Genomic DNA, 26642 nt, shown 5'->3' with positions numbered 1-26642 from the left:
GAACCCTCCCTAACGTTCCTGCTCCGCGTCACCGGCGGGCAGGGCGTCGATCGGGTGCACGCCGACGGCGGTCGGCGTGAGGACCTCGCTGATCCACACCCGCGAGCCCGCCTCGATGGCGGTGTCGCAGCGCGCCGAGATGGTGACCAGGTGCCCGTTGTGGGACAGCCGGATCTGGCCGTAGCCGTTGGCGGGGATGGCGGTGATGACGCTCGCCTCCGAGCCGACCAGCGAGTCCGTGCGGACGGTGTTGGAGCTGCCCTGGTGGCGCAGCGCCCGGGTGAGCTTCGTCGCCCCGTACGCCAGCGAGACGCCGAGCACCAGACCGCACAGGACGCCGATCATCGTGACGCCGCTGACGCCCAGGCCGATGGCGCCGCCGAAACCAAAACCGCCGACCAGGCCGGCGAGCCCGGCCGTGGAGAAGACGTCCGAGTCGAGGAGGCCCTCGGTGGAGCCGAGGACGCCGTCGAGCACGTCACCGACGATGAGCGCGAGCAGGAGCAGTGCCACGCCCGCGCCGCCGATGATGAGAAATGTCGTCACGTCAGATCGCCCTCCCGCCCTTAGCCTAAGGGGCGCCTCGGCGGCCCAACCAGCCCCGCCGCGAGCTGGACACGGGCCGGGGCCGGGCCACGTCCGCCACAGGACGTGCCCGGCCCCGGTCACACGCTCACCTCAAGGTGGCGACTCAGATCTCCTCCAGCGCGACCCCCTTCGTCTCCTTGGCGAACAGGTAGATGACGCCGCCGAGCAGGAGCAGCCCGGCGAACAGCAGGAAGGCGGGGAACACCGCGTCGAGCGTGACGTTCTGCTGCACGGCGTTACCGCCGATCATCGCACCCATGAGGGCCGGGCCGAAGATCTTGGCACTCGACCCGATGCCGTAGCCCAGGCCCAGACCGGTGGACCGCACCTCGTTGGGGAACTGCTCGCCGCCGAAGGCGTTGAGGATCCCGAAGGCGCCGTCACCGAAGCCCATGGTCACCAGGATGCCGATGAAGAAGATCACCCAGCTCGCCTGCAGGTGTGCCGAGAACGCCACGACGAGCGATCCGGCGGCGCCGATGAGGCCGTACAGGAACATCGTCCAGCGCCGCCCGATCCGGTCGGCGAGCCAGGCCGAACCCAGCCTGCCGAGCAGGTCGGCCAGCGAGACCACCATGAACAGCGAACCCACCGTGCTGGCGCTCTTGGCGTAGCCGGTCTGCAGCAGGGTCTGCCCCCAGGACTGCACGGTGAAGGAGCCGAGGATGAAGCAGAACGAGCCGAGCGTCACGATGACCAGCGGCTTCAGGTGCTTGCGCAGCAGCGTCCCGTACGAGGCGGAGGCCTCCTGCTTGACCTCGGGCAGGGAACCCAGCTCCTCGACGGGGATCTCCAGAGCCCAGGCCAGCGAGGCGCGTGCCTCGTCGAGGCGGCCCTTGGTCTGCAGGAAGCGCGGGGACTCGGGCACGGCGCGGATCCAGATGAGCAGGAACACGGGTAGCGCGCCGAGGCCGATGAGCAGACGCCAGTTCTCGTGGAAGGCCTTCTGGGCCAGGGAGCCGAGGAACAGGCCGAGCGGGATGAACACGGAGGCGAGCCCGGACAGCAGGCCGCGCTGCTTGGCGGGCACGAACTCCTGGACGTACGGGATCGAGGTGATGTTCAGACCGCCGACGCCGATGCCGACGCCGACGCGCAGCACGGCGAGCATGGCCCAGCCGCGGTCGGGGGTGAACACCGAGATGACGGTGAAGGTGACGAACAGCAGGACGCACCAGAAGAAGGTGCGCCTGCGACCCATCTTGTCGGCCAGACGGCCCCACATGATGGCGCCCACGACCGTGCCCAGGCCGGAGCAGGCGAGGATGATGCCGGTCTCGGTGCCGGTCAGGTTCCAGGGCTTGGTGAGCAGGGACACGACGAATCCGATGAGGAACATGTCGAAGAACTCCGAGATGTTCCCGACGATGGCGAGCCCGATGAGGCTCTTCTGATGGCCGGTCAACGGCCTCGAGTCGATCTGTTGCAGAGCGGTCTGCTCCGCATTCACAGCACTCATTGATCAGTTCTTTCTGTGGAAATGGACATGCCCGCCCCGGAACGGCTCCGGGGCGGTCGCCGGGCCAGGTGGCTCAGCGGACGATGTCCGTGGTGGTGGGAATGTCCAGTTCACTCGGCGACAGCCGCGTCAGGTCGCCGTAGTGGGTCAGGGCGAACGCGCTGGTGCGCTGCCCGTACTTGATGCCCTGTTCGACGTCGCCGGCCAGGAAGCCGTGCAGGGTTCCCGCGACGAATGCGTCGCCGGCACCGGGACGGTCGAGGACCGGCACGCGGGTGACCTCGAAGGTCTTGTCGCCTCTGGTCTCGTCCGACAGGTAGACGCCGTCGACCTGGTCGGTGGAGACGACGGTGGGCACCCCGAACAGCTCGCGCAACGCACGGCAGGCGCCCTGCCCGGGAGCCTCCACGCCGAACACGGCCTCGCCGTCACGTCGGGAGCAGAACACGATGCTCGACTTGCGGGCGATCGGCTCCAGCACCTGGCGCGCCCGGTCGGTGTCCCACAGCAGTGAGCGGTAGTTCACGTCGAGTGCGATCTTCACTCCCCGGTCGGCGGCGCGGTCGACGAACTCGGTGATGACAGCCGCCGTGTTCTGGGTCAGGGCCGCGGTGATGCCGGTGACGAACACCAGTTCGGTGTCGAGCATGTCGTCCCAGTTCAGGTCGGCGCTGGTCACCGAGCGGAAGGGCGTGTGCTCGCGGTCGTAGACCACCTTCGCGGGCATCGGGTACTCGCCGGGCTCCATGAAGTAGAGGGCGACCCGGCCCTCGGGCTTGATGACGACGTTGGACACGTCCACGCCCACGCCGCGGAACTCGTTGACCACCCGGTCGGCGAGTTCGCCACGGGGCATCACCGAAGCCCACGAGGCCCTGCGCCCGAGCTGACTGAGCAGGCCGGCGACGTTCGCCTCGGAGCAGGCCGCGGTCATGCGCAGCTGGTGAGCGCTCATGAGGCGCTCGCCCTTGAAGCAGGTCAGGCGGATCTGCCCCTCGCCGATGGTTGAGATCTCGTACTTGCTCATTCGCTCACCCCCGTGGATGCGGCAGCGGTGCCGTAGCGGTTCATGTAACGGTCGTGGTTGGCATCGATGGCCTCCTGGGGGAGGTCCTCGATCTGGCCGACGATCTTGGCGTAGGTGATGGTGCGTGCCACGTCCTCGACCATGACGGCGGCCTTCACCGCCTTCTCGATGGTGGTCCCGATGGTGAACACGCCGTGCTGCTTGAGCAGGATGGCCGGCGAGTCGCCGATGTGCGCCATGATCTGCTCGCCGATCTCCTCGGTGCCGATGTTCGCGTAGCCGCCGCACGGTACGGGGCCGCCGAACTCGTCGGCGACCGCGGTGAGGCAGCACGGGATGGGCTGGCCGGTGGCCGCCCACGCGGTGGCGAAGGTCGAGTGGGTGTGAATCACCGACCGCACGTCCTCACGGTGACGGTAGACGTACAGGTGAGAGGCCGTGTCCGAGGACGGGCCGTGACTGCCCTCGACGACCTTGCCGTCGAGGTCGACGACGACCATGTCGTCGGGGCTCATGTGGTCGTACAGCACGCCCGATGGCTTGATGACGACCAGACCCGTCTGCGGGTCGCGGGCCGACAGGTTGCCTCCGGTCCAGATGACCAGGCCGTGGCGCGGAAGGGCCATGTTGCCCTCGCACACCTCTTCTTTGAGTGCTTCCAGCATGGGAACGTTCCTCCTCGAACGTCAAAACGATGATGGTTGGGGTTTCGGGGTGCGCCCTGCGGCCGGGTTCCGGTCGCCGGCCGCAGGGGCACGAGACGGGGCGCCGTGGGCGCCGTTACAGGACCGGTATGCCGGCCTTCGTGAGGTGCTCGGTGATGAACTCCCGTGCCCGGCTGGAGCGCTCGTTGGAGTCAGGAGCGTCGTCGTTCCACATCTCGATCATCATGCGGCCGGCCCAGCCCTGGGCCTTGAGCAGGTCGAAGCTGTGGTCCCAGTCGACGATTCCGGTGCCCATGTCGACCCGCCGGGGTTCCCCGACGCGCACGTCCTTGGCGTGCAGGGCCACCATGTGGCCGCGTCCGGCCGCCAGCTCGATGTCGGGATCCAGGCCCTGCTCGGCGATGTTGCCGAGGTCGGGGTACACCTGCAGGTACGGGGAGTCGACCTCGCGGACGAACTGCATCGCCTTGCACACGGAGGTCACGTCGGTGCCGTCGACGTTCTCGATGCCCATGACGACGCCCAGCCGGGCGGCCATCGGTACCGCGTCGGCCAGCAGCTGTGCGTAGTGGCGCTCCGCGTCGGGGTTGGGGTCCTCGTAGTAGCAGTAGTAGCCGGCCACCTGCAGGACGCCGATGCCCAGGTCGTGGCAGAGCCGCAGGCCCTGGGCCATGACCCGCCGGGCGTGCGCGCGCACCGCCGGATCCGCCGAGCCGGGGCCGATCCTGCGATGCAGCGACAGGCACAGCCCGCCGATCATCGTGCCGACCGATTCGACGGCGCCCCTGACCATGCGACGCATGTCCTGGTCCCAGTCGAGTCTGGCCTCGCGTTCGGGGCTCTCGTCGATCGAGATGTCCAGGTAGCTGAATCCGGCTGCCGGCACCTGGTCGAGGAAGCGGCACCACTGGTCACTGGTCTGCAGCGGGTTCCCGACGAGTGCCTTCTCGTAGATGCCCAGCGTGATGCCGTCGGCCAGTTCACTCATGCCACACCTGCTCGATGGTGCTCTTGAGCTCGTGGGCGGCCGCGGCGGGGTCGTCCGCCTCGACGATGGAGCGCCCGGCAATGACGATGCCCACCGGGTGCCCGGCGAAGACGGGCAGGTCCTTCGGGGAGATGCCGCCGGTGATCGTGACCGTGAACCCGAGTGCGGCGAGTTCGTCGATCCGGGCGATGTCGTCGGGCTTCCAGCTCAGGTCGCCGGCCGCCTCACGGTCGCGGGAGCGTTTGACGATGACGTGCTGCACGCCCGCCGCGCGCCATGCCCTGGCCCGTTCGACGTCGTACCACTCGTCGGCCAGCTCCACCTGCACCTCGCCCCCGAACTCGGCGGCGACCTTGCAGACCTGCTGGATCGTCGTCAGCGAGGCGCCGGCCACGCAGGAGACCATGTCGGCGCCGGCCTCGAACGCCAGCCGGGAGATCTTCGCGCCCGCCTCGGCGATGCGCACGTCGGCAAGGATCTTCTTGTCGGGGAACAGGGCACGGATGGCCCGCACCGCGTGGTAGCCCTCGCACAGCACCAGGATGGTGCCGCACTCGATGACGTCGACGTCCCCTGCAGCCTTCTGCAGCGGGCCGAGGGCGGACGGCAGGTCGAAGGTGTCCAGGGCGATCTGTAGACGCGGACTGTTCGCCATGTCGGTCAGCCCCTCTGCGGGTCGAAGGCGAAGAACGTCTTGGCGTTGTTGATCAGCAGGTCCTCGACATAGGACTCCTCGAAGCCCTCGTCGTCGAGCAGGCGCGGGGCGAAGACCGCGGGGTCGTAGTCAAGACCCGAGACCGAGCCGTAGACCTTCTGGTACGAGGCCTTGCCGGAGTCCGTGCCGAGCAGGATCTGCTTGCCGTAGCCCTTCTCGCCGAGTACCCGCAGCAGGTTGACGCGGGCGTTGTCGGGCACGTACTTGATGCGGTTGGTGCCGTCGAACTCCACGTAGCAGCCGAGCTTGGTGATCTGCTCGCTGACCCACGGGTCCCAGTTGCGCTGGATGTGGCCGATGGCGATCTTGGCGGGGTCGACGCCCTCGTCAACCAGGAAACGGGCCTGCTCCGGCCCGCAGGTGCCCGCGGTGACATGGGTGTTGATCGGCGCCCCGGTCTCCTTGGAGGCGATGGCGACGGCCTTGCCCGACTTGCGCTCCCAGTCGGTGATCTTTCCGTAGGCGGTGGCCCACTTGATGACGCCGGCCTTGACGGTGGTGCGCTCGACGATCGGGCCCATGTAGTCGAAACGGTCGATGCCCTCGACGATGTCGGCGATGAGCAGGTCGGCGATCTGGTTGACGGTGTACTGGTTGACCCAGCTCTGGCGCCACTCGAGGTAGACCTTCTGCTGGTGGAAGCCGGTGGCCTGCACCACGTGCAGGCCGGGGACCTTCTCGACGACCTCGAGGGTCTTGAGGACGCCGCGGCCGCTGGAGGCCGGACACATGTCGATGACTGTTGCATTGGGCGACCAGCGCTTGGCGGCCTCGACGAAGTAGCGGGCCTCCTGGGCCGCCTTGTCGACGTCGTCGAGCAGGTGATCGGGGTCGATGTAGACCTCGCCGGCTCCGACGCGGATGAGGTGATCGTGGGCATTGACGACACCGAGGCTCTCGGGCGCCACGTCGCCGGTGATCGTACGGACGATGGCCATGGTTTGAGTTCCTTCCTCGCAGTGCGATTGCTACGGCTCCCGCCACGTCGCGGGGCGTGCGCCGCACCTCCTTTATCGCCCGCCACACCTCCTGCCAGCAACACCGACTGTGAACATATGTGAATCCAAACTCATTGAATATTAACGTGACGAGGGGAAAACGCCGATCACTCGGGTGCAGCCCTCTTCAAGAGCCTTCAAATGATGAACATTTGTGAACCAGCTCTCACCCTGGGTCGACCGCCGGCGCGGGGCGGCGGGGTCGCCGCCGCGGAACAGGATGAGCTCGGGACCGAGCCTGCAGCCCACGCGGGGCGGCAGGCTGCTGCTGGAATGGCGAACTGTCTGCGGAGTCCGGGGAGGGATCAGCCGCCACGCGGCACCACGGACCGGCAGGGCCTCGGTCCTCGCCTCGGAAGAGGATCCCGTGCCGGGCCAACCGGGAGTCCTGAGCAACAGGAGCCATCGACCAGCGCAAATACATCGAGAAGAATTCCCCGGGATGAGGAAAGGCTTTTCTGACGTCGAAGAATTGAGCGGAGACGGGGCTTCAGAAGTTTAACAGAATCAGCGGGAATTCTTCGTTCATTTTCGATGCGCAGGAAAACAACCGCGTCTTACCATGCCCACAAGAATGGCTCCGTGCCAGAGGGAGGGGAGAGCCATGAGAACCCTGTTCGACCGCACGCGCATCGGCACAATGAGACTCAAGAACCGGATCTTCATGTCCCCCATGGGAACGACCGGCGAGGCCGACGGCGCCTACTGCAACGAGGGCATCGACTACTTCGAGGAACGCGCGAAGGGCGGCGCCGGCCTGCTCATCACCGGGGCCAACGTGGTCTCCACCCGGTACGAGCCCCGCCCCTGCACGGAGCTCTCGGACTTCCACCACGTGGAACGCCTCAACATGCTCATCGACCGCTGCCACCACTGGGGGGCGAAGGTCTGCGTTCAGCTCTCCCCCGGTCTCGGCCGCCAGCAGTTCACCGATCCCTTCACCCCGCCCTACTCGGCCGGTTCGGTGAGCTCCTTCTGGTTCCCCGACCTGATCTGCAAGCCATTCGCCGTCGACGACATCCACTACCTCGTCGAACGCGTCGGCTATTCCTCGAGCCTCGCCGTCAATGCCGGCGCGGACGCCGTGATGCTGCACGCCTATGGCGGATATCTGCTCGACCAGTTCCACTCCCCCCAGTGGAACAACCGCACCGACGAGTACGGCGGCAGCCTCGAGAACCGCATGCGCTTCACACTCGAGTGCATCGAGGCCATGCGCTCGAACATCCCGGCGGGCATGCCCCTCATCGTCAAGTTCACCCCGCATCAGCGCGTGGAGGGTTTCCGCACCCTCGACGAGGGGGTCGAGATGGCCAGGATCCTGGAGCGGGCCGGTGTCGACGCGCTGCTCGTCGACGCGGGCTGCTACGAGGAGTGGTTCCAGGCGATCACGACCGTCTACTCGGCACCCGGTCACAAACTCGACGTCCAGCGGGCCATCCGCGAGGTCGTGTCCGTTCCGCTGATGGGCGACGGCAAACTCATCGAACCCGACCTCGCCAGGAAGGTGGTCGAGGAGGGCACCCTCGACTACGTCGGTCTCGCCCACCAGCTGCTGGCAGACCCGTACTGGCCGAGGAAGGTCCAACAGGGACGGTATGAGGACATCCGTCCCTGCATCGGCTGCAACGAGTGCCTGCTCGCCGGTTTCTCGGGCAAGCACTACTACTGCGCGGTAAACCCCCAGTGCTACGCGGAGAAGGCCTACGCCCTGCCGAAGCCGGACGGCACCAAACGGTCGGTGCTCGTGATCGGCGGCGGCCCCGGGGGCATGGAGGCGGCCATCACCGCGCGTCAGCGGGGTTTCGACGTCGAATTGCTGGAGAAGTCCGAAAGACTCGGCGGTACCCTGTGGCCCGCCGGCGGCCCCGACTTCAAGCGCGACATCATCCGCCTCATCGAGTCCATGGAGACCCAGTGCCGCAAGCTGGGCGTGACCATCACGCTGGGCAAGGAGGCGACACCCGAGACGCTGGCGGAGGTCAAGGCCGACAAGATCATCCTGGCGACGGGATCGGTTCCGGCGGTGCCGCCGATCCCGGGCATCGAGAACGCCATTCCCGTCACGAAGTACCTCACGCACCAGGCCGAGGTCGGGCGGAACGTCGTGGTCATCGGTGGCGGCTTGGCCGGCACCGAGGCGGCGTGCGCCATCGCACCCGACGCCGACAGCGTGACCATCGTGGAGATGCTCCCCGACATCCTCGCCACCGCTGCGCACTGCCTCAACAACGACCAGCACCTGCGCAAGATGGTGGCCGATCGGGGTGTGACCGTCGTCACCGGCGCCACGGTGTCCGATATCGCGCCCGACTCGCTCAGCTACGAGAAGGACGGCGAGACCGTGACGATCCCGGCCGACACCGTCCTGAACGCCGTCGGTTTCACCGCCTTCGATGAACTGGAGGAGGCCTGCCTGGCGGTCTGCGACGACGTCGCCGTCATCGGTGACGCGGTCGGCCCGCGCAAGATCCTCGACGCCATCCACGAGGGCTACCACGCCATCCGCATCATGGAATGACCCGGCGGACGGCCCCGCCCTGCGCACTACCGCACGGGGCGGGGCCGTCTGTTCCGAGGCCCTCGGAGCCGCATCGGTGGTGCGGAACGGTCCTCACGTGGCCGAGGGTTCGACCACGACCACGAATGTCTCGTCACCGATCGTGACCGGCCCGACGGTGACGGGTGCTGCGGTGTCGGCGGTGGCGGGGAGGACCATCCGGCGGCCGATGACGCGCTGAAGGTTCGTCAGCATCTCGTCCAGCGCGTCGCTCCCGGGCAGCGTCACCTGCAGACGCGCGGGGGCATGGTGTGAGCCGGCCGTGTGGGTGACGGTGCAGTCGTAGTCGTCGCGAAGCGTCTGGATGATCGCGTCGAGCGTCGGCTGGGCGCCGCAGGAGTCGCAGTACCAGGCCTCGTCGCGGCGGGCGGTGGGCAGACCACACTGGTGGCACTCGGGGTTCCCCCGTCGTGCCTCCCAGTCGATGAACCCGTCCGCATGCAGCTCGGCGTGGAGTTGGCGCGCGTCCGCTCCCACCAGTGCCCGCAATGTGCGGACGACCCGCCAGGCGACGAATGTGTCCAGGTCGCGGCACACGTCCTTCGGGTCGAGAGAGCCCTCGAGGTCGCTGGCCTGAACGTGGGGGTCGGGGAGCAGATCGCCGACCCGGAACAATGTGTCGCCCCGGTACAGGCCGCGGAGCGGGTCCTCGATCTCGAGCGCGACCCACGGGCTGTACCTGCTGACGACGTCGTCCTCGTCCTCCACGATCTGGTACGTCATCATGCCGGGGGCGTAGTGCGCCTCCAGGGCACCGATGACGTGCACGACGTCCCGGACGTTGGTGGTGAGCGCCGGTTCGTCGCCGAAGGCCTCGTCGAGCACCTTCCTGAGCTCGTCCCAACTCGGATTGGGGAACGGCACGATCTGCCGAGCCGAGACGATGACCAGCTGGGGGAAGTCGCGCTCGGCCGCCTCGACGGCCTGCGCGACCGTCTCGGCCTCCCGGAGGATCGTCATCGGCAGATCGAGGTAGTAGTGCCATCTCCCGTGCTGTCGACACGGGAGGAGGAACTCCCGCAGGAGCGTCGCCTTGGTGTCGGGTTCGGGGTCGAACGCGATCTCATAGGTGTTCATGTCGATTCCTCCGGCCATGATTCATCGCGATGATCATTATTGCCGCACCGACCCACGAGCAGGTACGCGGCGCCCGGTGCCGCAACGCTCAGGGCCGCGCCCGGCCGGGCACGACGAGGCCGGGGCCGTTCCCGCACTCCGCGGCTGCATTGCCCGCTCGGGGTGGTCGTCGCCTCGCGCCCAGCGGCGGGCACGCGGCGCCGTTTCTCACACACGTGCATCCCGCTGCGGCATGAGAGAGCCAGACCAGCCGGGAACCGCCCTAGACTGGACGGTGAGGGCGTTCGCTCCCCTCACCGACGTGCACACCCGCGAGGCAGACATGGTTGACCGTGACCAGCTCCCCCTGCTGCTGCAGGTGGCGCGCGCCTATTGGATCGACGACCGCAGCCAGGCCGACATCGCCGCCGAGATCGGCTACTCCCGCTCGATGGTCTCCCGCATGCTGCGGCAGGCCCGCGAGCTCGGCATCATCCGGTTCACCGTCGGGCACCCGCTCGAACGCGCCTTCGAACTGGAGCAGGCGCTCACCGACAGGTTCGGTCTCACGCAGGTGCGCGTCTCGGCCGAGGACGCCGGGCAGGACGTCTCGGACGTCTCCCGCCTGGCGGCCGGCCTGCTCGGCGAGGCCATCAGCCCCGACTGCGTGCTGGCCATCACCAACGGGCACTCGGTGCCCCACGTCGTGCATGCGATGGCCCCGCTGCACCGCCCGGACGCGACCATCGTCCAGTCCATCGGCACGATCGCCCAGGACAACAACTCGGTGGACTCCCCCGAGATCTGCCGGCAGCTGGCCCAGCACCTGAAGGCCTCCTACCGGCTGCTGCCGGCCCCGCTGGTCGTCCGCTCCCCCAGGGTGGCCGTCGCGCTGCGGCGTGAGGAATCGGTGTCGATGACCCTGGCCATGGCCGGGCACGCCGATGTCATGCTCACCGGTATCGGCGCCACCACCCGCAGCCACGACGGCGTCATCTTCGACAGCTACATCACCGCCGCCGAGCACGACGAACTGCTCAGGGCCGGTTCGGTGGGGCACATCTGCGGCCACCACATCGACGAGCAGGGCAACCACGTGGACTCCCGTTTCTGCCAGCGCCTGCTCGCGGTGCCCTTCGAGCGGCTGAAGGGCATTCAGAACGTCATCGCGGTGGCCTGGGGCCGGAGCAAGGCCCCCGCCATCCTGGGCTGCCTGCGCGGCGGGCTCATGTCGACCCTCGTGACGGACGTGCCCACGGCCCGGGCGGTGCTGGCGCTGGCCGGCGACTGAGCCGGGCCGCCCGCCCGGGCACGGCCAGGGCCCCGCACCGTCGTGGTGCGGGGCCCTGGCCGGTTGCTCTGCGATCGGACGAACGCCGCAGCGCGGTCAGCGCGCGGCGGAACCCTCGACGTAGTCCTTGTCGATGTCCTCGCTCCAGCTGAACAGCGAGCGGATCTGCTTGCCGACGGCCTCGATCGGGTGCGCCTCGCCCTCGGCACGCAGGCGCTTGAACTCCGGGGCGCCGGCGGCCTGGTCGTCCATGAAGCGCTTGGCGAAGGAGCCGTCCTGGATGTCGGACAGGACACCCTTCATGTGCTCCTTGACCTCCGGGCCGATCACGCGCGGGCCGGAGATGTAGTCGCCATACTCGGCGGTGTCGGAGCAGGACCAGCGCTGCTTGGAGATGCCGCCCTCGTTGATGAGGTCGACGATCAGCTTCATCTCGTGGCAGACCTCGAAGTAGGCCATCTCGGGCTGGTAGCCGGCCTCCACGAGCACCTCGAAGCCGGTCTGGATCAGCTTGGACAGGCCGCCGCACAGGACGCTCTGCTCGCCGAACAGGTCGGTCTCGGTTTCCTCTCGGAAGGTCGTCTTGAAGGCCCCTGCGCGGGTGCCCCCGATGGCCTTGGCGTAGGACAGGACCAGCGGCCAGGCCTGCCCGGAGGCGTCCTGCTCGACGCAGACCAGCACCGGGACACCACGGCCGGCCTCGTACTCGCGGCGCACGGTGTGGCCGGGGCCCTTGGGGGCGACCATGATGACGTCGTGGCCGGCGGCGGGCTTGATGTAACCGAAGTGGATGTTGAAACCGTGAGCGAACAGCAGGGCCGCGCCGGGCTTCAGGTTGGGCTCGATCTGCTCGGTGTAGATCGTGGACTGGACCTGGTCGGGGGCGAGGATGACGACGACATCGCCTTCCTTGACGGCGTCCTCGACCGACTTGACGGTCAGGCCCACCTCCTCGGCCTTCGCGACGGAGCTGGACCCGGCGCGCAGGCCGACGACGACGTTGACGCCCGAGTCGCGCAGGTTGAGCGCATGGGCGTGGCCCTGTGAGCCGTAACCGATGACGGCCACCGTCTTCGACTGGATCACCGAAAGGTCGGCGTCATCCTCGTGGAACAATTCTGCCATTGCTACTCCTGTTGTGTGTGGTTCCCGCGCTCAGCCCTTGTGCTTGGCCAGAGCCGGACGTTTCTTCTCGTTGATGCTTCTGCTCCCGCGGCCCAGGGCGACCTGGCCCGACTGCACCATCTCGATGATGCCGTAGGAGGAGACCATCGCGCTGAAGGAGTCGATCTTCTGCCGCCCCCCGGTGACCTCAATGGTCACAGAATCCGGGCTCACGTCGACGATGTGTCCGCGGAACAGATTGGTGATGTCGATCACGGCCGACCGCGTCGAATCGGTGCAGCTCACCTTGACGAGCAGCATCTCGTGGTTGACCGCGTTGGCCTCGAGCTCGACGATCTTGTAGACCTCGATGAGCTTGTTCAGCTGCTTGACGACCTGCTCGATGACCCGCTCGTCCTCGACGGCCATGACGATGGTCATGCGCGAGACGTCGGGGTGCTCGGTGGTGCCCACGGACAGGGAATCGATGTTGAAGCCGCGCCTGGAGATCAGGCCCACGACGCGCGCGAGCACGCCGGACTTGTTGCTCACCAGAACACTGAGCGTATGAGTTCTCACAGCTCGTCCTCCCCCCAGTTCGGCGCCATGTCGCGCGCGATCTTGATGTCATCGTTGCTTGTGCCGGCGGCGACCATCGGCCAGACCATGGCGTCCTTCTCGCAGACGAACTCCATGACGACCGGGGCGTCGTTGATCTCGGCGGCCCGGGCCAGGACCTCGTCGACCTCGGTCTCGGTGGTCGCCCGCAGACCGACCGCGCCCATGGCCTCGGCCAGTTTCGGGATGTCCGGCAGCTGGTCGGAGTTCAGGTCGGTGTGCGAGTAGCGCTCGTTGTAGAACAGCGACTGCCACTGCCGCACCATGCCGAGAGCGCTGTTGTTGATCACCGCGATCTTCACCGGGATGTGGTTGAGCGCGCAGGTGACGAGCTCCTGGTTGGTCATCTGGAAGCAGCCGTCGCCGTCGACGCCGACGACCACCTTGTCGGGCGCACCCACCTTGGCGCCCATCGCCGCCGGCACGCAGTAGCCCATGGTGCCGGCGCCGCCGCTGGTCAGGAAGTGGTTGGGCTGGTCGACCGGCAGCAGGTGCGCGGCCCACATCTGGTGCTGGCCGACGCCGGTGGCGTAGATGGCGTCGGGGCCGAACTTCTCGCCGATCCGCTCGATCACCCACTGCGGGCTGAGCGTGCCGTCGGCCGAGCGCTCCTTGGCCACCTGGTAGCGGTCCTTCAGGCCCTGCAGGTACTCGTGCCAGGAACTCAGGTCCTGCAGCTTCTTGCCCTCGAGACGGTCGATGAGGCCGGCGAGCACCTTGCGGGCGTCGCCGACGATAGGCACATCGGCGTTGATGTTCTTGCTGATCTCGGCCGGATCGATGTCGGCGTGGATCACCGTGGCGTGCGGCGCGAAGGTCGACAGCTCACCGGTGACGCGGTCGTCGAACCGCATGCCCACGGCGAGCACCACGTCGGCGCGCTGGATGGCGCCGACCGCCGCCACCGTGCCGTGCATGCCGGGCATGCCCAGGTAGAGCGGGTCGGTGCTGGGGAAGACGCCCTTGGCGGTCAGCGTGGTGGCGACCGGGACGCCGGTGGCCTCGACGAAGGCCTTGAGTTCCTTGGCGGCCCTGGCGCGGATGATGCCGCCGCCGGCGATGAGCACGGGCCGTTCGGCCGCGGCCAGCACGCGCGCGGCCGACGACATCTGCTTGGCGTGGGGCGACACGGTGGGCTTGTAGCCGGGCAGCGTGATCTTCTCGGGCCACACGAAGGGCACGACCTGCCTGAGGGCGTCGCCGGCGACGTCGACGAGGACCGGCCCCGGACGGCCCGTGCGGGCGATGTGGTGGGCCTCGGCCAGTGCGGCGGGGATGTCCTCGGCGTGCGTGATGAGGAAGTTGTGCTTGGTGATCGGGGTGGTGATGCCCCTGATGTCGGCCTCCTGGAAGGCGTCGGTGCCGATCGCCGTCGACTTCACCTGTCCGGTGATGGCGATGAGCGGCACCGAGTCCATGTAGGCGTCGCCGATGGGCGTCACGAGATTGGTGGCGCCCGGCCCCGAGGTGGCGATGCAGACACCGACCCGACCGGTCGCGACGGCGTAGCCCTCGGCCGCATGGCCGGCGGCCTGCTCATGGCGGACCAGGATGTGCCGGATGTCCGAGTCGAACAGGGGATCGTACAGCGGCAGGATTGCGCCGCCGGGAAGACCGAACACGGTGTCGACCCCGAGTTTCTCGAGGGACTTGAGCAGCGCTTGTGCGCCGGTGAGCTCGGTCGCGCCTGTCTCGCGCGACCTCGGTTCGCCTGCCATGGCGTTCTCCTTCTCGGCTCGTGAGCCTGAGGCCCACTCGTGGCAGCGCCGCCCCTCAGCGACGCCCGGTGCGTGCCCGCCGCTCGTGGTGGAAGCACGAGCTGGGCGTGAAATGTCCCGACCAACAAAAAACCCCCGCTGCCTGCTGGCATACGAGGGAGCGCTCCGTCTGGACGGACGAAGCGCTAGGCGAGTACGAGAATTCGACTTGCGAGCACGGGCTCATTATTGCACGACTCGTTCACGTGGTGACACGGGGTGTCCGCACAACGGGCTCGCCGGCCCGCTCCCCGCCCGACAGGGGCTCACAGGCGCACCGGGAATCCCGCGCGGTCGAGTTCCTGCTTGACCTGTTCGATGGTGAGCACGCCGTAGTGGAAGACGGATGCGGCCAGCACCGCGTCGGCGCCGGCACGCACGGCCTCGACGAAGTCCTCGGCCTTGCCGGCTCCGCCGGAGGCGATGAGTGGCACGTCGACGGCCTCGCGGACGGCGGCGGTCATCTCGGTGTCGAAGCCGTCCCGGGTGCCGTCGGCGTCCATGGAGTTGAGGAGGACCTCGCCGCAGCCTCGCGAGACCGCCTCGACGGCCCATTCGATGGCGTCCAGGCCGGCCGAGCGAGTCCCCCCGTGGGTGGTGACGCCGTAGCCGGACGGCATTCCCGGTTCGCGCCGGGCGTCGAGGCTGAGGACGAGCACCTGGTTGCCGAAACGGCCGGTGATCTCGTCGATGACCTGGGGGTTCGCGATGGCACCGGTGTTGATGCTCACCTTGTCGGCGCCGCAGCGCAGCAGGGCGTCGACGTCCTCGACGGTGCGTACGCCCCCTCCGACGGTGAGCGGAATGAAGACGGTCGAGGCGCACCGGGTGACCACCTCGCGCGTCGTGGCGCGCCCCTGCGAGCTGGCCGAGATGTCGAGGAAGGTGAGTTCGTCGGCGCCGGCCGCGCCATAGGCCCGGGCCAGCTCGACGGGGTCGCCCGCGTCACGCAGTCTGGTGAAGTTCACGCCCTTGACCACCCGCCCGTCGGTGACGTCCAGGCAGGGGATCACTCGGATTGCCACGGTCATGGGGCCAGCCTATCGAGCGGCGCCCGGCCCGGGACGCGGACCTCAGGGGCGGCGCGGGACTACTCGTCGGGCATGGTGATCTCGCCGAGCGGCGCCCAGCCCTGCTGCTCGGTGGAGACCGAGACCACCTGCGGGCGGCGGCTGACGTACTGGCCCAGCGTGGCCATGGCCTTGGCGAAGTGATCCGACTCAACGTGCGCCGTGCCGGCCACGGCATCGCGGTAGGCCTCGATGAGGATGTACTGGTCGGGCGTCTCGACCGATGTCGACCACTCGAACCACAGGCAGCCGGGCTCGGCGCGGCAACCCTGGGTGAACTCTCTGGTCAGGTTCATGAAGTCGGCTGAGTATTCGGGTTTGACGTCCCATTTGACGGTGATGGCGATCATGGGTTCATTCTCCCCCGATCGGGGCCCTGCCGGGGCGCCGGTGAAGGACTGGTCAGTCCAGGCCGGCCTGGTCGACGTCGACGATGTCGCGGCGCAGCGCGCTGACCACGCCCCGGCACGCGACGACGAGGCCGCCCGGCCCCAGTTCGTCGACCCCGGGCGCGTTCGAGACCTGGGAGGCGAGGTCGATGACCTGCCGGGTCCAGCGGACGAAGTCACCGGCCGTCATGTCGGACGCGTCGAGCACCTGCGCGAGGCCGGCGCCCTGGGCCCACATGTGAACGGGGGCGGCGAAACCCATGTCGAGGCTGCGGGCGCGCTCCACGCGCTCGTCGCGTTCGACGAGGCCGACCTGGCGCCAGACGGCGCGCAGGGCGCTCTGGGCCTGCTCGCTTCTCTCGTCGGGCATGCGGTACGGCGACGGTCCCCCGGCCCGCGCCTCGTAGACGAGGGTGCTCAGCACGGCGGCCAGTGCGGGCACCGGCAGATCGGCCAGGACGCCGGCGCGGATGGCCTCGGCGATCACCAGGTCGAGTTCGCTGTAGATGCGGGCGAGCATCGCACCGGCCCGGGTGATCTCGTCGGGGTGCTCGGGGTCGAGGTAGCCGAGGGCGTCGAGCACCCCGCAGATGCGGTCGAACTGGGCGGCGATGGAGTTGCGCGACTCCCCCGCCCGACGCTCGCCCCCGGCCAGGGACCGTTCCAGGCGCAGGGCGCGTTCGGCCGCCCGGGCATGCTGCTCACGGTCGGGGCAGTCGTGACAGGGGTGCGCGGCGAGCTCCGCACGCAGCTGCTCGACCTGGGCCGCCAGGTCAGCGTCGACCCTCGGCCTGGTCACGGTCCGCGGCCCCTCGCCGAGGCCGGCGAGGCGGGCGTCGAAGGAACGGGCAAGGGCCCGCCGGTCCGCCGCGGAGTGGCGGTCGAAGCGCTTGGGCACTCGCACCCTGCTGGCGGCCGAGACCGGCGCGGCGACGTCGCGGACGTCGAGTCTGGCGAGCTGGTGCTCGGGCGTCATGATGAGCGGGTTCGGCTCCGGCGAGCCGGGGCGGGCCGGCTCGACGACGAGCACCCAGCCGTCGTGCCTGCCTGCGGGCAGCCAGCAGACGTCGCCGGGCTCGAGGCGGGCGAGCGCCTCGGCGATCTCGGCGCGTCCCTCCTGCCTGCGGGCCCGTGAGATCTCCTTCTGCAGCGCGGTGATGCGGTCGCGCAGGCGGGCGTAGTGGACGAAGTCCCCCCGCCCGCAGGCGGCCTCGGCCCAGGCCTGCTCGATCTCGGTGGCAACGGCACCGGCCCGGCGGGAGTGCGCGACGACGTGACGGTCGGTCTGGAACTGGGCGAAGCTCTGTTCGAGGAGCGCTCGTGCGCGCACCCGCCCGACGCTGCGCACGAGGTTGACAGCCATGTTGTAGTTCGGGGTGAAGCTGGAGCGCAGCGGGTAGGTGCGCCTGCTGGCCAGTCCGGCGACGGCGCGCGGGTCCATGCCCGGCTGCCACAGCACCACGGCGTGGCCTTGGTCGTCGATGCCACGACGGCCGGCGCGGCCGGTGAGCTGGGTGTACTCCCCCGGCGTGATGTCGGCGTGCGTCTGGCCGTTGTACTTCACCAGGCGTTCCAGCACGACGGTCCGCGCCGGCATGTTGATGCCCAGCGCAAGGGTCTCGGTGGCGAAGACGATCTTGAGCAGCCCCCTGGTGAAGGCCTCCTCGACGATCGCCTTGAAGGCGGGCAGCAGGCCCGCGTGGTGAGCGGCGATACCACGGCGCAGGGCCTCGACGAAGGGCCCCCAGCCAAGGGCGCGGCGGTCCTCGGCGTCCAGCCCGGCGCCGTGCCGGTGGGCGATGCGTTCGAGTTCGGCGGCCTCGTCGTGGCTGGTCAGGCGGATGTTGGCGTTGAGCAGCTGACGAACCGCCCCGTCACAGCCCGACCGGCTGAAGACGAAGTAGATGGCCGGCAGCAGGTGTGCCCGTTCGAGTCCGACGACGACCGCGGCCCGACTCGGCGTCAGGGTGTTGCGTCCGGAGCCCCTCGCCGCGTACCGGCGGCTGGTGGCGCCGCCGAACCGGCCGGATCCGTAGTTGATGGTCTTCTTGCCGCGTCCGCTGCGCCCCCGGGGACGGCGTGAGTCGTCGCGCATTCGACGGGCCTCGCCCTTGGCGAGTTGCACCAGACGCGGGTTGACCCGGCCGCCCGGCCCGTCGAAGAGATCGATGATCTCGTGCCCCGCCATGACGTGCTGCTGCAGCGGCACCGGGCGCTGTTCCCATACGACGACGTCGACATGGCCGCGGACGGTGTCGAGCCACTCGCCGAACTCCTCGGCATTGCTGACGGTGGCCGACAGCGAGACGATCTGCACCGACGAGGCGAGGCCCAGGATGACCTCCTCCCAGACGGCGCCTCGGAAGCGGTCGGACAGGTAGTGCACCTCGTCGAGGACGACGTAGGAGAGGGTGTCGAGTGAGTGCGAGGCCGCGTAGAGCATGTTGCGCAGCACCTCGGTGGTCATGACGACGATGGGCGCGTCACCGTTGACGGAGATGTCACCGGTGAGCAGTCCGACGTTGTCGGCGCCGTGACGGGCCACGAGGTCGTGGTACTTCTGGTTGCTCAGGGCCTTGATCGGTGTGGTGTAGAAGCAGCGGCGCCCCTCGGCCAGTGCCACGTGACAGGCGTACTCGCCGACGACCGTCTTGCCTGACCCGGTGGGCGCTGCGACGAGCACGCTGTGGCCGGCGTCGATGCTGGCGCAGGCCTCCCGCTGGAACGGGTCGAAGGTGAAGCCGTAACCGGCCATGAAGACTCCCAGCCGTGCGCTGGGCGCTGGGGTCGGGGACTCGCGCGGCTGCTCATCACTCACACGTCAAGCCTAGAGCGGTCCCCCACCGGACCACGGGTACGGGACGGCTCACCCGGCCGGACGTCGCACGCCCGCACCGGACGTCGGCACCAGGGCAGGGCCCGTTCCGGGGGTCTGCCGGGCGAATGCTGTGCGAGGATTGCGGGGTGAGCGCAGTCGAGTTCTCTCCCAGCAGCCTCCCCTCGGCGTCCGACCGCCGTTCGATCCGCGCCGTGATGTCCGACCTGGACGGCACCCTGCTCGACCAGGCGTCCTGGGTCAGTGAGCACACCCGCCGCACGCTGGAGTCCCTGCACGCGGCCGGCATCCCGTTCGGCATCGCCTCGGGACGCGACGTCGTCTCGATCGAGCGGCTCATGGAGCAGTGGGGCATCACCGCCCTGGTCGACTTCGTCTCGGGCCTGAACGGCTCGGAGTTCCACGATCGCCGCACGGGTGAGGTGAGCCGCGGCCACCTGATCGAGGCGGGCCTGTTCCGTGAGGTCATGGACTTCTTCGCCGGCCTGCCCGTGGCGTTCTCGATCATCGAGGACGGCGTCTTCCTCACCCCGAGGGCGACCGAGCTGATGGATGAGATGACGGCGTGGGCGCGCGTGAAGGTGCACGAGGATCCGGACTTCGACCGTCTCCTGGACACCCCGCAGGCCAAGCTCCACATCTTCTGCGACCCGGCCCAGATGGGTCTGCTGCAGGAACGCGCCGCCGGCTGGGACGACCCGCGCGTGGCCTGTCTGCGGACCGGGCCGAACCTCATCGAGTTCATGGCCCCCGACGTGGACAAGACACTCGGCCTGGACGCCATGGCGCAGACCCTCGGCCTGGACGTCGGGGCGATCATGGCCTTCGGCGACGCCGAGAACGACACCCGGATGGTCGAGCGGGCCGGGGTGGGGGTGGCGATGACCAACGGCTGTGACGACACCCGCGAGGCCGCGGACTACATCGCGCCGCCGAACACCGAGGACGGCTTCGCCCGGTTCGCGGGCACCTGGTTCGGCCTCCCCCGGCCCTGAGCGGGGCCGTCCGAGGGGCCGGCGCTGGGTTCAGGGCGGCTCACTCGGCAGCAGAGCCGGCCTCGAGCCGACCGGCGCGGCGCTTGTCGTTGCGTTTGCAGATGATCTCGGCGACGACGTACAGCCCCGACATGGGCACGGCGAGCACGGCCATGGAGATCGGGTCGGTCGAGGGGGTCGCCACCGCCGCGAACAGGAAGCAGCCGAAGACGGCGATGGAACGGTACTTGCCCAGCGCTGCGCCGGTGATGAGGCCGAACTTGTCGAGCATGACCAGCACGACCGGCAGCAGGAAGCTGAGGCCGAAGACGAGCAGCAGGGTGATTTCGAAGGTGAGGAACTCGTTGGCGTCGTTGAGGTTCGTCACGCCCGAGGGGTTGAACTCCAGCAGGACGGCGAAGCCCTTGGGGCAGACCCAGTAGCCGAGCACGATGCCGGCCAGGAACAGCGGGACGGCCGGCCCGAGGAAGGTGAGTGCGGCCTTGCGTTCGTTGGCGAGCAGGCCGGGGGCGATGAACCGCCACAGCTGGTAGAGCCACACGGGGCACGACAGGATGAAGCCGGCGACGACCGGGATCTTCATCCACAGCCGGAAGCCGCCGGTGATGTTCGAGGTGGTGATGGCCACCTGGGCCTCGGGGTTGTTGGCCTGGTAGGTGGCGATCGCGGTGTTGATCGGGTGGAAGAAGACCTCGATCAGCTGGTCGAAGAAGACGAAACAGCACAGGGCGGCGACGATGAGGGCGACGATCGACACGAGGATGCGGTAGCGCAGTTCGCGAAGATGATCGACGAGTTCCATCGAGCCGTCCTCGGCGATCTCGGGAGGACGCCAGGACTCGGGCAGGATGTGGCGGCGCTTGCGCTTGCGGTGCGCAGCACCGTCGGCCTGCCCCTGGTCGATCGACGTGGCCATGTCGCCCTGGCCGGTCAGGCGTTGTCGGTGGTCGGGTTGACGACCTCGCCCTCGACGACCTGACCGTCCTGCTGGGCCGGCGGCTGGGGCTGAACGGGCTGCTGGGCCTGCGGCTGGGCCGGGGCCTGGGTCACGGCAGGGGCCTCCTCGGCCTTCTTCTTGGCGCTGAGACCCTCGGTCTCCTCCTTGAACTCGCGGATGGCCTTGCCCGAGGCGCGGCCGAGGCCGGCCAGCTTGGTACCGCCGAAGAGCAGGACGGCGATGACCAGGACGATGAGGAGCTCCTGCCAGCCGAGATTCATGTCACGTCTCCCTTGTAGGGCGCCGGCGAGCCGACGCGGGTGTTCTGCTGCCACCGACATCGGCGGCTCTGGTGTCCGTCGGCATTGGGAGGGCCGCCCGGGCCCACGCTGCTCACAATGCCTGCACGCCAAGATTACGCGGAATCCCCAAAGAGGTCCCGGTTGATCTCCAGTGCGCGGACCGCCCGGTCACGGGCTCCGCGCGCCGCCTCGGCCGGGTCCACGGCAAGTACCTGGTCGCCCAGACGCAGCAGCACGCCGTCGACCCAGCCGGGGTCGCCCACCGGGAAGACGGCGCGCACGGCCCCGCCGCCCAGTTCCTCGACGCTCGTCGTCGGGTAGTACTCGACGATCCAGCGGGCGGAGGCCGCCAGGTCGAGGGTGACGGTCTGCTGGGCGTCATCGAACCAGGGGCGCTGCACGGGCGCATCGCCGTGGTCCGCTGCCGGCTCGGCGGTCTGCTCGATCCCGTTGATGCGGTCGAGCCGGTAGGTGCGCCAGCCCCCACCCGTCGCGTCCTCGTCCTCGCCCGACGGCCCGCGCCCCGGGTCGTCCTCGGCCAGGGACCAGGCGTGCAGGTAGGCGGCGCCCTCACGCACCTCGATGACGGCCGGGTCGACGAGCGGACGTGTCGTGCGCCCGCGGCGGGCGTTGTCGTAGACCAGCCGCACCCGTTCTCCAGACTCGATGGCCTGCCGCAGCCGGGCCCGGATGGTGTCGTCGCCCGTGGCCAGACGCAGGTCGACGCGGTCGGTCGGCGCCTCGGCGACGAGGTTCTCGAGGGTGCGGCCGGCGCGGACCGCGGCGTCGGCGAGCGCACCGGTGGCGACCTCGGCCACGGCCCTGAGGGCGACGATCAGGCTCGTCGCCTCGTCGGGAGTGAAGCGCATCGGGCGTGAGAGGTAGTCGGCGTTGCTCAGGCGGATGACGCCGGCGTCCTCGACGGCGTCCATGTCGATCTCGATGAGGTCTCCCCCGCCCTGGCCGGGAAGCCCGCACATCCACAGGGCCTGCAGGTCCTTGCCGACCTGCGCCGGGGTGATGCCGAAGGTCCTGGCGACCTCGTCGACGGTGGCGCCGGGGTTGCTCATCAGGTAGGGGACCTCGGCGAGCATGCGCTGGACCTGTTCCGCACTGGTGCTCATGCCGGCCTCCCCGCACTGGTCTTGAGCAGCCGGACGACCTCGGCACGCAGGTCATCCGGCTCCAGGACGACCGCGTCCGGCCCGGCCGCGGCGATCTGCGCGGCGAGGTCGTCGCCGGAGGCGTAGGGGATCCGCCAGCACTGGAAGTCCTCGGGCAGGTCGATGCCGCTGCTGGTCAGGGTCCCGCGCCGCGTCAGCCAGGGCTGGAACCCGCTCCGCACGGCGATGAGGGCACTCGCGTCGGGCTCGGAGGGCTCCAGCGAGCGCGAGAGGGCGTCCACGTCGGTGCCGGCGGGGATGGTGAAGGCCCCGGATTCGCCGATCGTGTCCGGGCCGGAGCTGATGCGTCCGAGTTTGAACATCCGCGGGGCCCGCCTGGCCTCGTCGAGCCCGAGCAGGTACCAGCTGCCGCGGCGCCAGGTGAGTTTCCAGGGCTGGACGGTGCGCAGCTCGTCGCCGCCGCGGTACCGGAATCCGATGCGGGTGCGGTCGAGGGTGGCCTGCCAGCACACGTCGAAGGCCGGTTCACTTGCGCTGATGCGCGGCGCCAGGGCCTCGAAGCGGTGCGAGTCCACCTGGGCGCCGGCTGCGCGCAGCTTCGCGATGGCGCTGATCGTGTCGTCGGCCGCGGTGGCCTCGCGCCAGACGCGGGAGGCCAGCGCCAGGGCCGACAGTTCGTCGGAGTCGAAGCTGACCGGCGGCAGCTCGAAGTCGCGACGGGAGATGCGGTACCCCGGCTCGTCCTTGAAGTAGCCGTCATCGCTGCCGGTGATGATCGGCACGCCCAGTGACCGCAGCGCCTTCTTGTCGCGTTCGAAGGTGCGGTTGAAGTTGGTGGGGCTCATGTCGCGGTAGTCGGAGACGAGCTCGCGCAGTTGGTCCTTGCTCACCCAGTGGCGGGCGCTGAGCAGGGCGATCGTCAGGTTGACGAGCCTCTCGGATGTTCGTTGCGCCACACCGTGAACGGTACCAGCGCCCCTGCCGCAGCATGCGGGGCCCGCACGGCGACCGCCGTGCCACCATGGTCTGGTGAGTACTTCCAGCCGCCGCGGGGCGGGGCGGTTCGCCCCATCGCCGACCAGCGACCTGCACCTGGGCAATCTGCGCACGGCTCTGCTGGCCTGGCTCTTCGCCCGCGCGGACGGACTCGACTTCATCGTGCGCCTCGAGGACCTCGACCGGGCCCGGGTGGCGGCCGCCCCCGGGGTCGCCGACCGGCAGCTGCGCGACCTGGAGGCCATCGGCCTGGACTGGGACGGCCCCGTCGTGCGCCAGAGCGAGCGGCTGGACCTGTACCGGGACGCCACGGCGGGCCTGGACGGCTACGAGTGCTTCTGCACCCGCCGTGAGATCGCCGAGGCGTCCAGCGCGCCCCACGCCGGCCGGCGCCCCTATCCCGGCACGTGCGCGAACCTCAGCGAGGAGGAGCGCCGGGTCAGGCGCCGCACCCGGCCGCCGGCGTTCCGCGTATGGGCCGGCGGTGCCGTCCAGCAGGCCTGGGACCGCTTCGCCGGCACCGTATCGGCCGAGGTGGACGACTTCGTCCTGTGGCGCAACGACGGGGCGCCCGCCTACAACCTGGCGGTCGTCGTGGACGACATGGTCCAGGGGGTCACCCAGGTGACGCGGGGCGCCGACCTGCTCGACTCGGCCCCGCGCCAGGCGTGGCTGACCGAGAGGCTCGGCGGCCGGGCGCCGCAGTACGCCCATGTCGGTCTCGTCGTGAACGCCCGCGGTGAGCGCCTGGCCAAGCGCGACGGCGCCGTGACGCTCACCGAGCTGGAGGCATCCGGCATGGACGCGCGTCGGGTCTTCTGGCTGCTGTGCGACTCCTGCGGGCTGCCGCGCGCCGAGAGCCCCCGGGCCCTGCTGGGGATGCTGGCCGGCGACGCCGGGCGGCTCACCGACCCGGCGCTGGCGCAGCAGTGGGTCGCCCCCGTCCCCGCCGCGCCCTGACGGGTCAGGCGGTCTGCTGGTAGAGGATGTCGACGACGAAGACGAGGGTCGCATTCGGGTCGATCGCCGGGCTCTCGTTGCCGTCCGGGTAGGCCAGTGAGCCGGGAACGACGAGCAGGACACGGCTGCCGACCGTCTGCCCGACGAGGCCCTGCTGCCACCCGTCGATGAGCGAGCTGAGGACACCGGTCTCGGGGGCCGGGTCGCCGTCGTTGTAGGTCGACTCGATGACGTGCCCGTCGGAGTAGGCCACCTCGAGGTAGTTGACGGTGATCGTCGCACTGGTGTCGGCGATCTCGGCCCCGTCGCCCTTGATGAGGGTCTGCACCGTGAGCTCGCTCGGGGCGTCGACGCCGGAGGGGATCGACACGGAGGGCTTGTTGATGCCGTCGCCCCAGGAGACGGTGGGCAGGTTCGCGTCATCGACGGTGACCGTGTCGCCGGCCGGCTCGGTCAGGACGGTCGAGACGATGTCGACGACGAAGAAGAGCGTGTCACCCACCTCGATGCCGGCGCTCGTCGCACCTCCGGCGGAGTCGTAGCCGTCGGCGCCGGAGACGCCGATGAGGACCCGGTCGCCCACGTGCTTGCCGGCCAGGCCCTTCGAGAAGCCGGTGATGACCTGGTCGAGTGAGAAGGTGGCGGTCTGGCCCGAACTGTAGTTCTCGTCGAAGACGTCGCCGGTACGCCCGTTGACCCCGTAGTAGCTGACCTCGACGGTGCCGCCCTCGGCGACCTGTGTGCCGTCGCCCTGCTCGAGGACCGTGCTCATCGTCTCGTCGACGCCCAGCGGCCACGTGGCACTGACGGTCGGGGCCTGTCCGACCTCGCCCTCGACGCTGATCTGGTCGAGGTTGTCGATGATCGTCGGGGGAGCCTGGCTCGTCGACTCACTGGGCTCGGCGCTCGTGGCCGGGGACGACGAGGCGTCCGAGGACTCCTCGTCGCTGCCGCATCCTGAGGCGCCCACCAGGACGAGCGGGACGAGCAGGATCGCGGCGAGCCACCTTTGGGCCCGCGCGCGGCGTGGGTCGGATCCGCTGGGATGAACTAGCACGCGGTCATGCTACTAGCTGCCGTTGGTCATGACGTTGGTAACGGGTGTTGATGTCCTGTGTCGGGCCTTCCGGCAGCGCCGCCCACCTACGCGTGCTCTGCGCAGGAACCCTCGAGCGCCTCGGCGCAGGCGGTCAGCGCCCTGTGGAGGTCACGGCCCTGCTCATCACTGAGCCGGCTTACCATCAGCGCCTCGACCCCTGCCACACGCTGCGCGGCACGCCGCCACAGCTCGTCCCCCTGTGACGTCAGCTCCAGGGGCTGAGCCCGGCCACCGCCCATCCTTCGTGAGTGCGCAACGAGACCCTGGTCCTGGAGGCTGCGCAGCACGACATTCATGGTCTGACGTGACACGAAGGCACCTCTGGCAAGCTCCGCCCCGGAGGCCCCGGGACTGCGGCCCAGCAGCTCCAGACAGGCATACTGCGGCGTCGTCAGTCCCAGTGGGCGCAGCACCGCGTCAATACGGGATCGCAGGGCGGCCTGCACCTGTTTGAGCCGATACCCCACCAGGGCGCCCAAGCCGCTCTCGTCCTCGATGCGGCGGTCACCACCGGCCCGATCGCCGAACCCGGCCCGGCCGGCATCGCGGCGTTCCGTGTCTGCCATGTCGCCATTGTGCATGTCAGTATCTTGACCCAAAATCATCATGTCAGTACCTTGACATGAAGTGAACTGACCGTTCCCGAGCCACATCCAGGCAGGGCTCGGGTCACCCCGGAGAGGAGACCACTCATGACCATCACCGGCCCAGACTTCATCGCGCTGCAGGTCAGCGACATCGAGCGTTCCGCCGCCTTCTACGAAGACCGTCTCGGTCTGCGCCGGGCCCCGGTGTCACAGCCGGGAGCCGTCGTCTTCGACACCACGCCCATCCCCTTCGCCGTGCGCACACCACTGCCCGGAACCGACCTGGACGGCGTCGGCCGTCCGGGCACGGGCGTGTCCCTGTGGCTGCACTGCGCTGACGCGCAGGCCCTGCACGACGCCCTGAGCGAGTTCGGGGTGCCGATTCTCCGTCCACCGGAGAAGGGACCCTTCGGCGTGTTCTTCACCTTCGCCGACCCGGACGGGTACGCCGTCACGGTCCACGACCGGGCGTAGGCCCGGTTCTGCTGCCGTGCCGCCCCACCTCCGATCCAGACCCTGCG

24 protein-coding genes and 1 pseudogene are annotated in these 26642 nt (G+C 69.2%); 5 read left to right on the top strand and 20 right to left on the bottom strand.

Features of this window, described 5'->3' with window-relative positions:
- Nucleotides 1-9: 9 nt before the first annotated feature.
- From PROPJV5_RS09305 to PROPJV5_RS09275, 7 genes are all read right to left on the bottom strand, one after another.
- Complete coding sequence (locus PROPJV5_RS09305) at nucleotides 10-546, bottom strand: NfeD family protein (RefSeq protein WP_119716077.1); 537 nt, start codon at nucleotides 544-546, stop codon at nucleotides 10-12.
- Between the two features lie 145 nt (nucleotides 547-691).
- Nucleotides 692-2047: an MFS transporter gene (locus tag PROPJV5_RS09300; RefSeq protein WP_119716076.1), complete on the bottom strand. Its 1356-nt coding sequence runs from the start codon at nucleotides 2045-2047 to the stop codon at nucleotides 692-694.
- Nucleotides 2048-2120: 73 nt separating this feature from the next.
- A complete protein-coding gene (locus PROPJV5_RS09295; RefSeq protein WP_119716075.1) occupies nucleotides 2121-3074 on the bottom strand; it encodes a sugar kinase in 954 nt (317 codons plus the stop codon).
- Nucleotides 3071-3739 (bottom strand): L-ribulose-5-phosphate 4-epimerase, encoded by a 669-nt coding sequence (locus tag PROPJV5_RS09290; RefSeq protein ID WP_119716074.1) that lies wholly within the window; start codon nucleotides 3737-3739, stop codon nucleotides 3071-3073. Before PROPJV5_RS09290 ends, PROPJV5_RS09295 begins: the two co-directional genes overlap by 4 nt.
- Nucleotides 3740-3854: 115 nt before the next feature.
- A complete protein-coding gene (locus PROPJV5_RS09285; protein WP_119716073.1) occupies nucleotides 3855-4727 on the bottom strand; it encodes an L-ribulose-5-phosphate 3-epimerase in 873 nt (290 codons plus the stop codon).
- Nucleotides 4720-5382, bottom strand: coding sequence for a 3-dehydro-L-gulonate-6-phosphate decarboxylase (locus PROPJV5_RS09280; protein WP_119716072.1), 663 nt, complete (start codon nucleotides 5380-5382; stop codon nucleotides 4720-4722). The genes PROPJV5_RS09285 and PROPJV5_RS09280 overlap by 8 nt, the downstream gene beginning before the upstream one ends.
- A 5-nt stretch (nucleotides 5383-5387) precedes the next feature.
- On the bottom strand, nucleotides 5388-6380 hold the full coding sequence (locus tag PROPJV5_RS09275; protein WP_119716071.1) for a phosphotriesterase family protein: 993 nt from the start codon (nucleotides 6378-6380) through the stop codon (nucleotides 5388-5390).
- A 664-nt stretch (nucleotides 6381-7044) separates the two neighbouring features.
- Between PROPJV5_RS09275 and PROPJV5_RS09270 the strand changes: the two genes are divergently transcribed.
- Nucleotides 7045-8961 carry an NAD(P)/FAD-dependent oxidoreductase gene (locus PROPJV5_RS09270; RefSeq protein WP_119716070.1) on the top strand — a complete coding sequence of 639 codons (1917 nt, stop codon included), beginning with the start codon at nucleotides 7045-7047 and terminating at the stop codon, nucleotides 8959-8961.
- 93 nt (nucleotides 8962-9054) lie between these two features.
- Here PROPJV5_RS09270 and PROPJV5_RS09265 read toward each other — a convergent pair whose 3' ends face one another.
- Entirely contained in the window at nucleotides 9055-10077 is a 1023-nt protein-coding gene (locus PROPJV5_RS09265) for a hypothetical protein (RefSeq protein WP_119716069.1), read from the bottom strand.
- A gap of 322 nt (nucleotides 10078-10399) precedes the next feature.
- Here PROPJV5_RS09265 and PROPJV5_RS09260 point away from each other — a divergent pair, with 322 nt between their 5' ends.
- Complete coding sequence (locus tag PROPJV5_RS09260; RefSeq protein WP_119716123.1) at nucleotides 10400-11347, top strand: sugar-binding domain-containing protein; 948 nt, start codon at nucleotides 10400-10402, stop codon at nucleotides 11345-11347.
- Nucleotides 11348-11443: 96 nt separating this feature from the next.
- Here PROPJV5_RS09260 and ilvC read toward each other — a convergent pair whose 3' ends face one another.
- The 6 genes and pseudogenes from ilvC to PROPJV5_RS09230 form a co-directional block, all read right to left on the bottom strand.
- Nucleotides 11444-12472 carry a ketol-acid reductoisomerase gene (gene ilvC, locus PROPJV5_RS09255; RefSeq protein WP_119716068.1) on the bottom strand — a complete coding sequence of 343 codons (1029 nt, stop codon included), beginning with the start codon at nucleotides 12470-12472 and terminating at the stop codon, nucleotides 11444-11446.
- A 30-nt stretch (nucleotides 12473-12502) separates the two neighbouring features.
- Complete coding sequence (gene ilvN, locus PROPJV5_RS09250; protein WP_119716067.1) at nucleotides 12503-13030, bottom strand: acetolactate synthase small subunit; 528 nt, start codon at nucleotides 13028-13030, stop codon at nucleotides 12503-12505.
- Nucleotides 13027-14796, bottom strand: a pseudogene (locus PROPJV5_RS09245) (acetolactate synthase large subunit); the annotation flags it as partial. The pseudogene PROPJV5_RS09245 and the gene ilvN, both read right to left, overlap by 4 nt.
- A gap of 296 nt (nucleotides 14797-15092) precedes the next feature.
- Nucleotides 15093-15857 (bottom strand): imidazole glycerol phosphate synthase subunit HisF, encoded by a 765-nt coding sequence (hisF, locus tag PROPJV5_RS09240; protein WP_119716065.1) that lies wholly within the window; start codon nucleotides 15855-15857, stop codon nucleotides 15093-15095.
- A gap of 59 nt (nucleotides 15858-15916) precedes the next feature.
- Nucleotides 15917-16246, bottom strand: coding sequence for a putative quinol monooxygenase (locus PROPJV5_RS09235; RefSeq protein WP_119716064.1), 330 nt, complete (start codon nucleotides 16244-16246; stop codon nucleotides 15917-15919).
- 52 nt (nucleotides 16247-16298) lie between these two features.
- A complete protein-coding gene (locus PROPJV5_RS09230; RefSeq protein WP_119716063.1) occupies nucleotides 16299-19040 on the bottom strand; it encodes a DEAD/DEAH box helicase in 2742 nt (913 codons plus the stop codon).
- 209 nt (nucleotides 19041-19249) lie between these two features.
- On the opposite strand from PROPJV5_RS09230, the gene PROPJV5_RS09225 reads away from it, so the two are divergent.
- On the top strand, nucleotides 19250-20116 hold the full coding sequence (locus tag PROPJV5_RS09225) for a Cof-type HAD-IIB family hydrolase (protein ID WP_182858665.1): 867 nt from the start codon (nucleotides 19250-19252) through the stop codon (nucleotides 20114-20116).
- 40 nt (nucleotides 20117-20156) lie between these two features.
- Here PROPJV5_RS09225 and tatC read toward each other — a convergent pair whose 3' ends face one another.
- The 4 genes from tatC to PROPJV5_RS09205 all read right to left on the bottom strand — a co-directional run bounded on the left by tatC (nucleotide 20157) and on the right by PROPJV5_RS09205 (nucleotide 23435).
- Nucleotides 20157-21032, bottom strand: coding sequence for a twin-arginine translocase subunit TatC (tatC, locus tag PROPJV5_RS09220; RefSeq protein WP_119716061.1), 876 nt, complete (start codon nucleotides 21030-21032; stop codon nucleotides 20157-20159).
- A 14-nt stretch (nucleotides 21033-21046) separates the two neighbouring features.
- Nucleotides 21047-21334 carry a twin-arginine translocase TatA/TatE family subunit gene (locus tag PROPJV5_RS09215; RefSeq protein ID WP_119716060.1) on the bottom strand — a complete coding sequence of 96 codons (288 nt, stop codon included), beginning with the start codon at nucleotides 21332-21334 and terminating at the stop codon, nucleotides 21047-21049.
- Between the two features lie 134 nt (nucleotides 21335-21468).
- Nucleotides 21469-22479, bottom strand: a complete 1011-nt coding sequence (locus PROPJV5_RS09210) for a helix-turn-helix transcriptional regulator (RefSeq protein WP_119716059.1) — start codon at nucleotides 22477-22479, stop codon at nucleotides 21469-21471.
- A complete protein-coding gene (locus PROPJV5_RS09205) occupies nucleotides 22476-23435 on the bottom strand; it encodes a helix-turn-helix transcriptional regulator (RefSeq protein ID WP_119716058.1) in 960 nt (319 codons plus the stop codon). Before PROPJV5_RS09205 ends, PROPJV5_RS09210 begins: the two co-directional genes overlap by 4 nt.
- A gap of 70 nt (nucleotides 23436-23505) precedes the next feature.
- Here PROPJV5_RS09205 and gluQRS point away from each other — a divergent pair, with 70 nt between their 5' ends.
- A complete protein-coding gene (gluQRS, locus tag PROPJV5_RS09200; protein WP_119716057.1) occupies nucleotides 23506-24435 on the top strand; it encodes a tRNA glutamyl-Q(34) synthetase GluQRS in 930 nt (309 codons plus the stop codon).
- 4 nt (nucleotides 24436-24439) lie between these two features.
- Here the strand turns inward: gluQRS and PROPJV5_RS09195 are convergent, their stop codons facing one another.
- Complete coding sequence (locus PROPJV5_RS09195) at nucleotides 24440-25492, bottom strand: FKBP-type peptidyl-prolyl cis-trans isomerase (RefSeq protein ID WP_147385417.1); 1053 nt, start codon at nucleotides 25490-25492, stop codon at nucleotides 24440-24442.
- Nucleotides 25493-25578: 86 nt separating this feature from the next.
- Nucleotides 25579-26100, bottom strand: a complete 522-nt coding sequence (locus PROPJV5_RS09190) for a MarR family winged helix-turn-helix transcriptional regulator (RefSeq protein ID WP_119716122.1) — start codon at nucleotides 26098-26100, stop codon at nucleotides 25579-25581.
- A 126-nt stretch (nucleotides 26101-26226) separates the two neighbouring features.
- Here PROPJV5_RS09190 and PROPJV5_RS09185 point away from each other — a divergent pair, with 126 nt between their 5' ends.
- The gene (locus tag PROPJV5_RS09185) at nucleotides 26227-26595 is read left to right on the top strand and encodes a VOC family protein (protein ID WP_119716055.1); all 369 of its coding nucleotides are present in this window, start codon (nucleotides 26227-26229) and stop codon (nucleotides 26593-26595) included.
- Nucleotides 26596-26642 lie beyond the last annotated feature (47 nt).

Origin of the sequence: Propionibacterium ruminifibrarum (assembly GCF_900289195.1) — a bacterium.
GTDB classification, from domain to species: domain Bacteria; phylum Actinomycetota; class Actinomycetes; order Propionibacteriales; family Propionibacteriaceae; genus Propionibacterium; species Propionibacterium ruminifibrarum.
This window is presented reverse-complemented; position numbering and strand designations above follow the sequence as displayed.

Coding starts and splice junctions, on each gene's coding strand:
- PROPJV5_RS09260 (WP_119716123.1), top strand. CDS start 10,400: ATGGTTGACCGTGACCAGCTCCCCCTGCTGCTGCAGGTGGCGCGCGCC.
- PROPJV5_RS09185 (WP_119716055.1), top strand. CDS start 26,227: ATGACCATCACCGGCCCAGACTTCATCGCGCTGCAGGTCAGCGACATC.
- PROPJV5_RS09190 (WP_119716122.1), bottom strand. CDS start 26,100: ATGGCAGACACGGAACGCCGCGATGCCGGCCGGGCCGGGTTCGGCGAT.
- PROPJV5_RS09290 (WP_119716074.1), bottom strand. CDS start 3,739: ATGCTGGAAGCACTCAAAGAAGAGGTGTGCGAGGGCAACATGGCCCTT.
- PROPJV5_RS09295 (WP_119716075.1), bottom strand. CDS start 3,074: ATGAGCAAGTACGAGATCTCAACCATCGGCGAGGGGCAGATCCGCCTG.
- PROPJV5_RS09265 (WP_119716069.1), bottom strand. CDS start 10,077: ATGAACACCTATGAGATCGCGTTCGACCCCGAACCCGACACCAAGGCG.
- PROPJV5_RS09300 (WP_119716076.1), bottom strand. CDS start 2,047: ATGAGTGCTGTGAATGCGGAGCAGACCGCTCTGCAACAGATCGACTCG.
- PROPJV5_RS09280 (WP_119716072.1), bottom strand. CDS start 5,382: ATGGCGAACAGTCCGCGTCTACAGATCGCCCTGGACACCTTCGACCTG.
- PROPJV5_RS09210 (WP_119716059.1), bottom strand. CDS start 22,479: ATGAGCACCAGTGCGGAACAGGTCCAGCGCATGCTCGCCGAGGTCCCC.
- ilvC (WP_119716068.1), bottom strand. CDS start 12,472: ATGGCAGAATTGTTCCACGAGGATGACGCCGACCTTTCGGTGATCCAG.
- hisF (WP_119716065.1), bottom strand. CDS start 15,857: ATGACCGTGGCAATCCGAGTGATCCCCTGCCTGGACGTCACCGACGGG.
- tatC (WP_119716061.1), bottom strand. CDS start 21,032: ATGGCCACGTCGATCGACCAGGGGCAGGCCGACGGTGCTGCGCACCGC.
- PROPJV5_RS09230 (WP_119716063.1), bottom strand. CDS start 19,040: ATGGCCGGTTACGGCTTCACCTTCGACCCGTTCCAGCGGGAGGCCTGC.
- PROPJV5_RS09235 (WP_119716064.1), bottom strand. CDS start 16,246: ATGATCGCCATCACCGTCAAATGGGACGTCAAACCCGAATACTCAGCC.
- PROPJV5_RS09215 (WP_119716060.1), bottom strand. CDS start 21,334: ATGAATCTCGGCTGGCAGGAGCTCCTCATCGTCCTGGTCATCGCCGTC.
- PROPJV5_RS09285 (WP_119716073.1), bottom strand. CDS start 4,727: ATGAGTGAACTGGCCGACGGCATCACGCTGGGCATCTACGAGAAGGCA.
- PROPJV5_RS09275 (WP_119716071.1), bottom strand. CDS start 6,380: ATGGCCATCGTCCGTACGATCACCGGCGACGTGGCGCCCGAGAGCCTC.
- PROPJV5_RS09270 (WP_119716070.1), top strand. CDS start 7,045: ATGAGAACCCTGTTCGACCGCACGCGCATCGGCACAATGAGACTCAAG.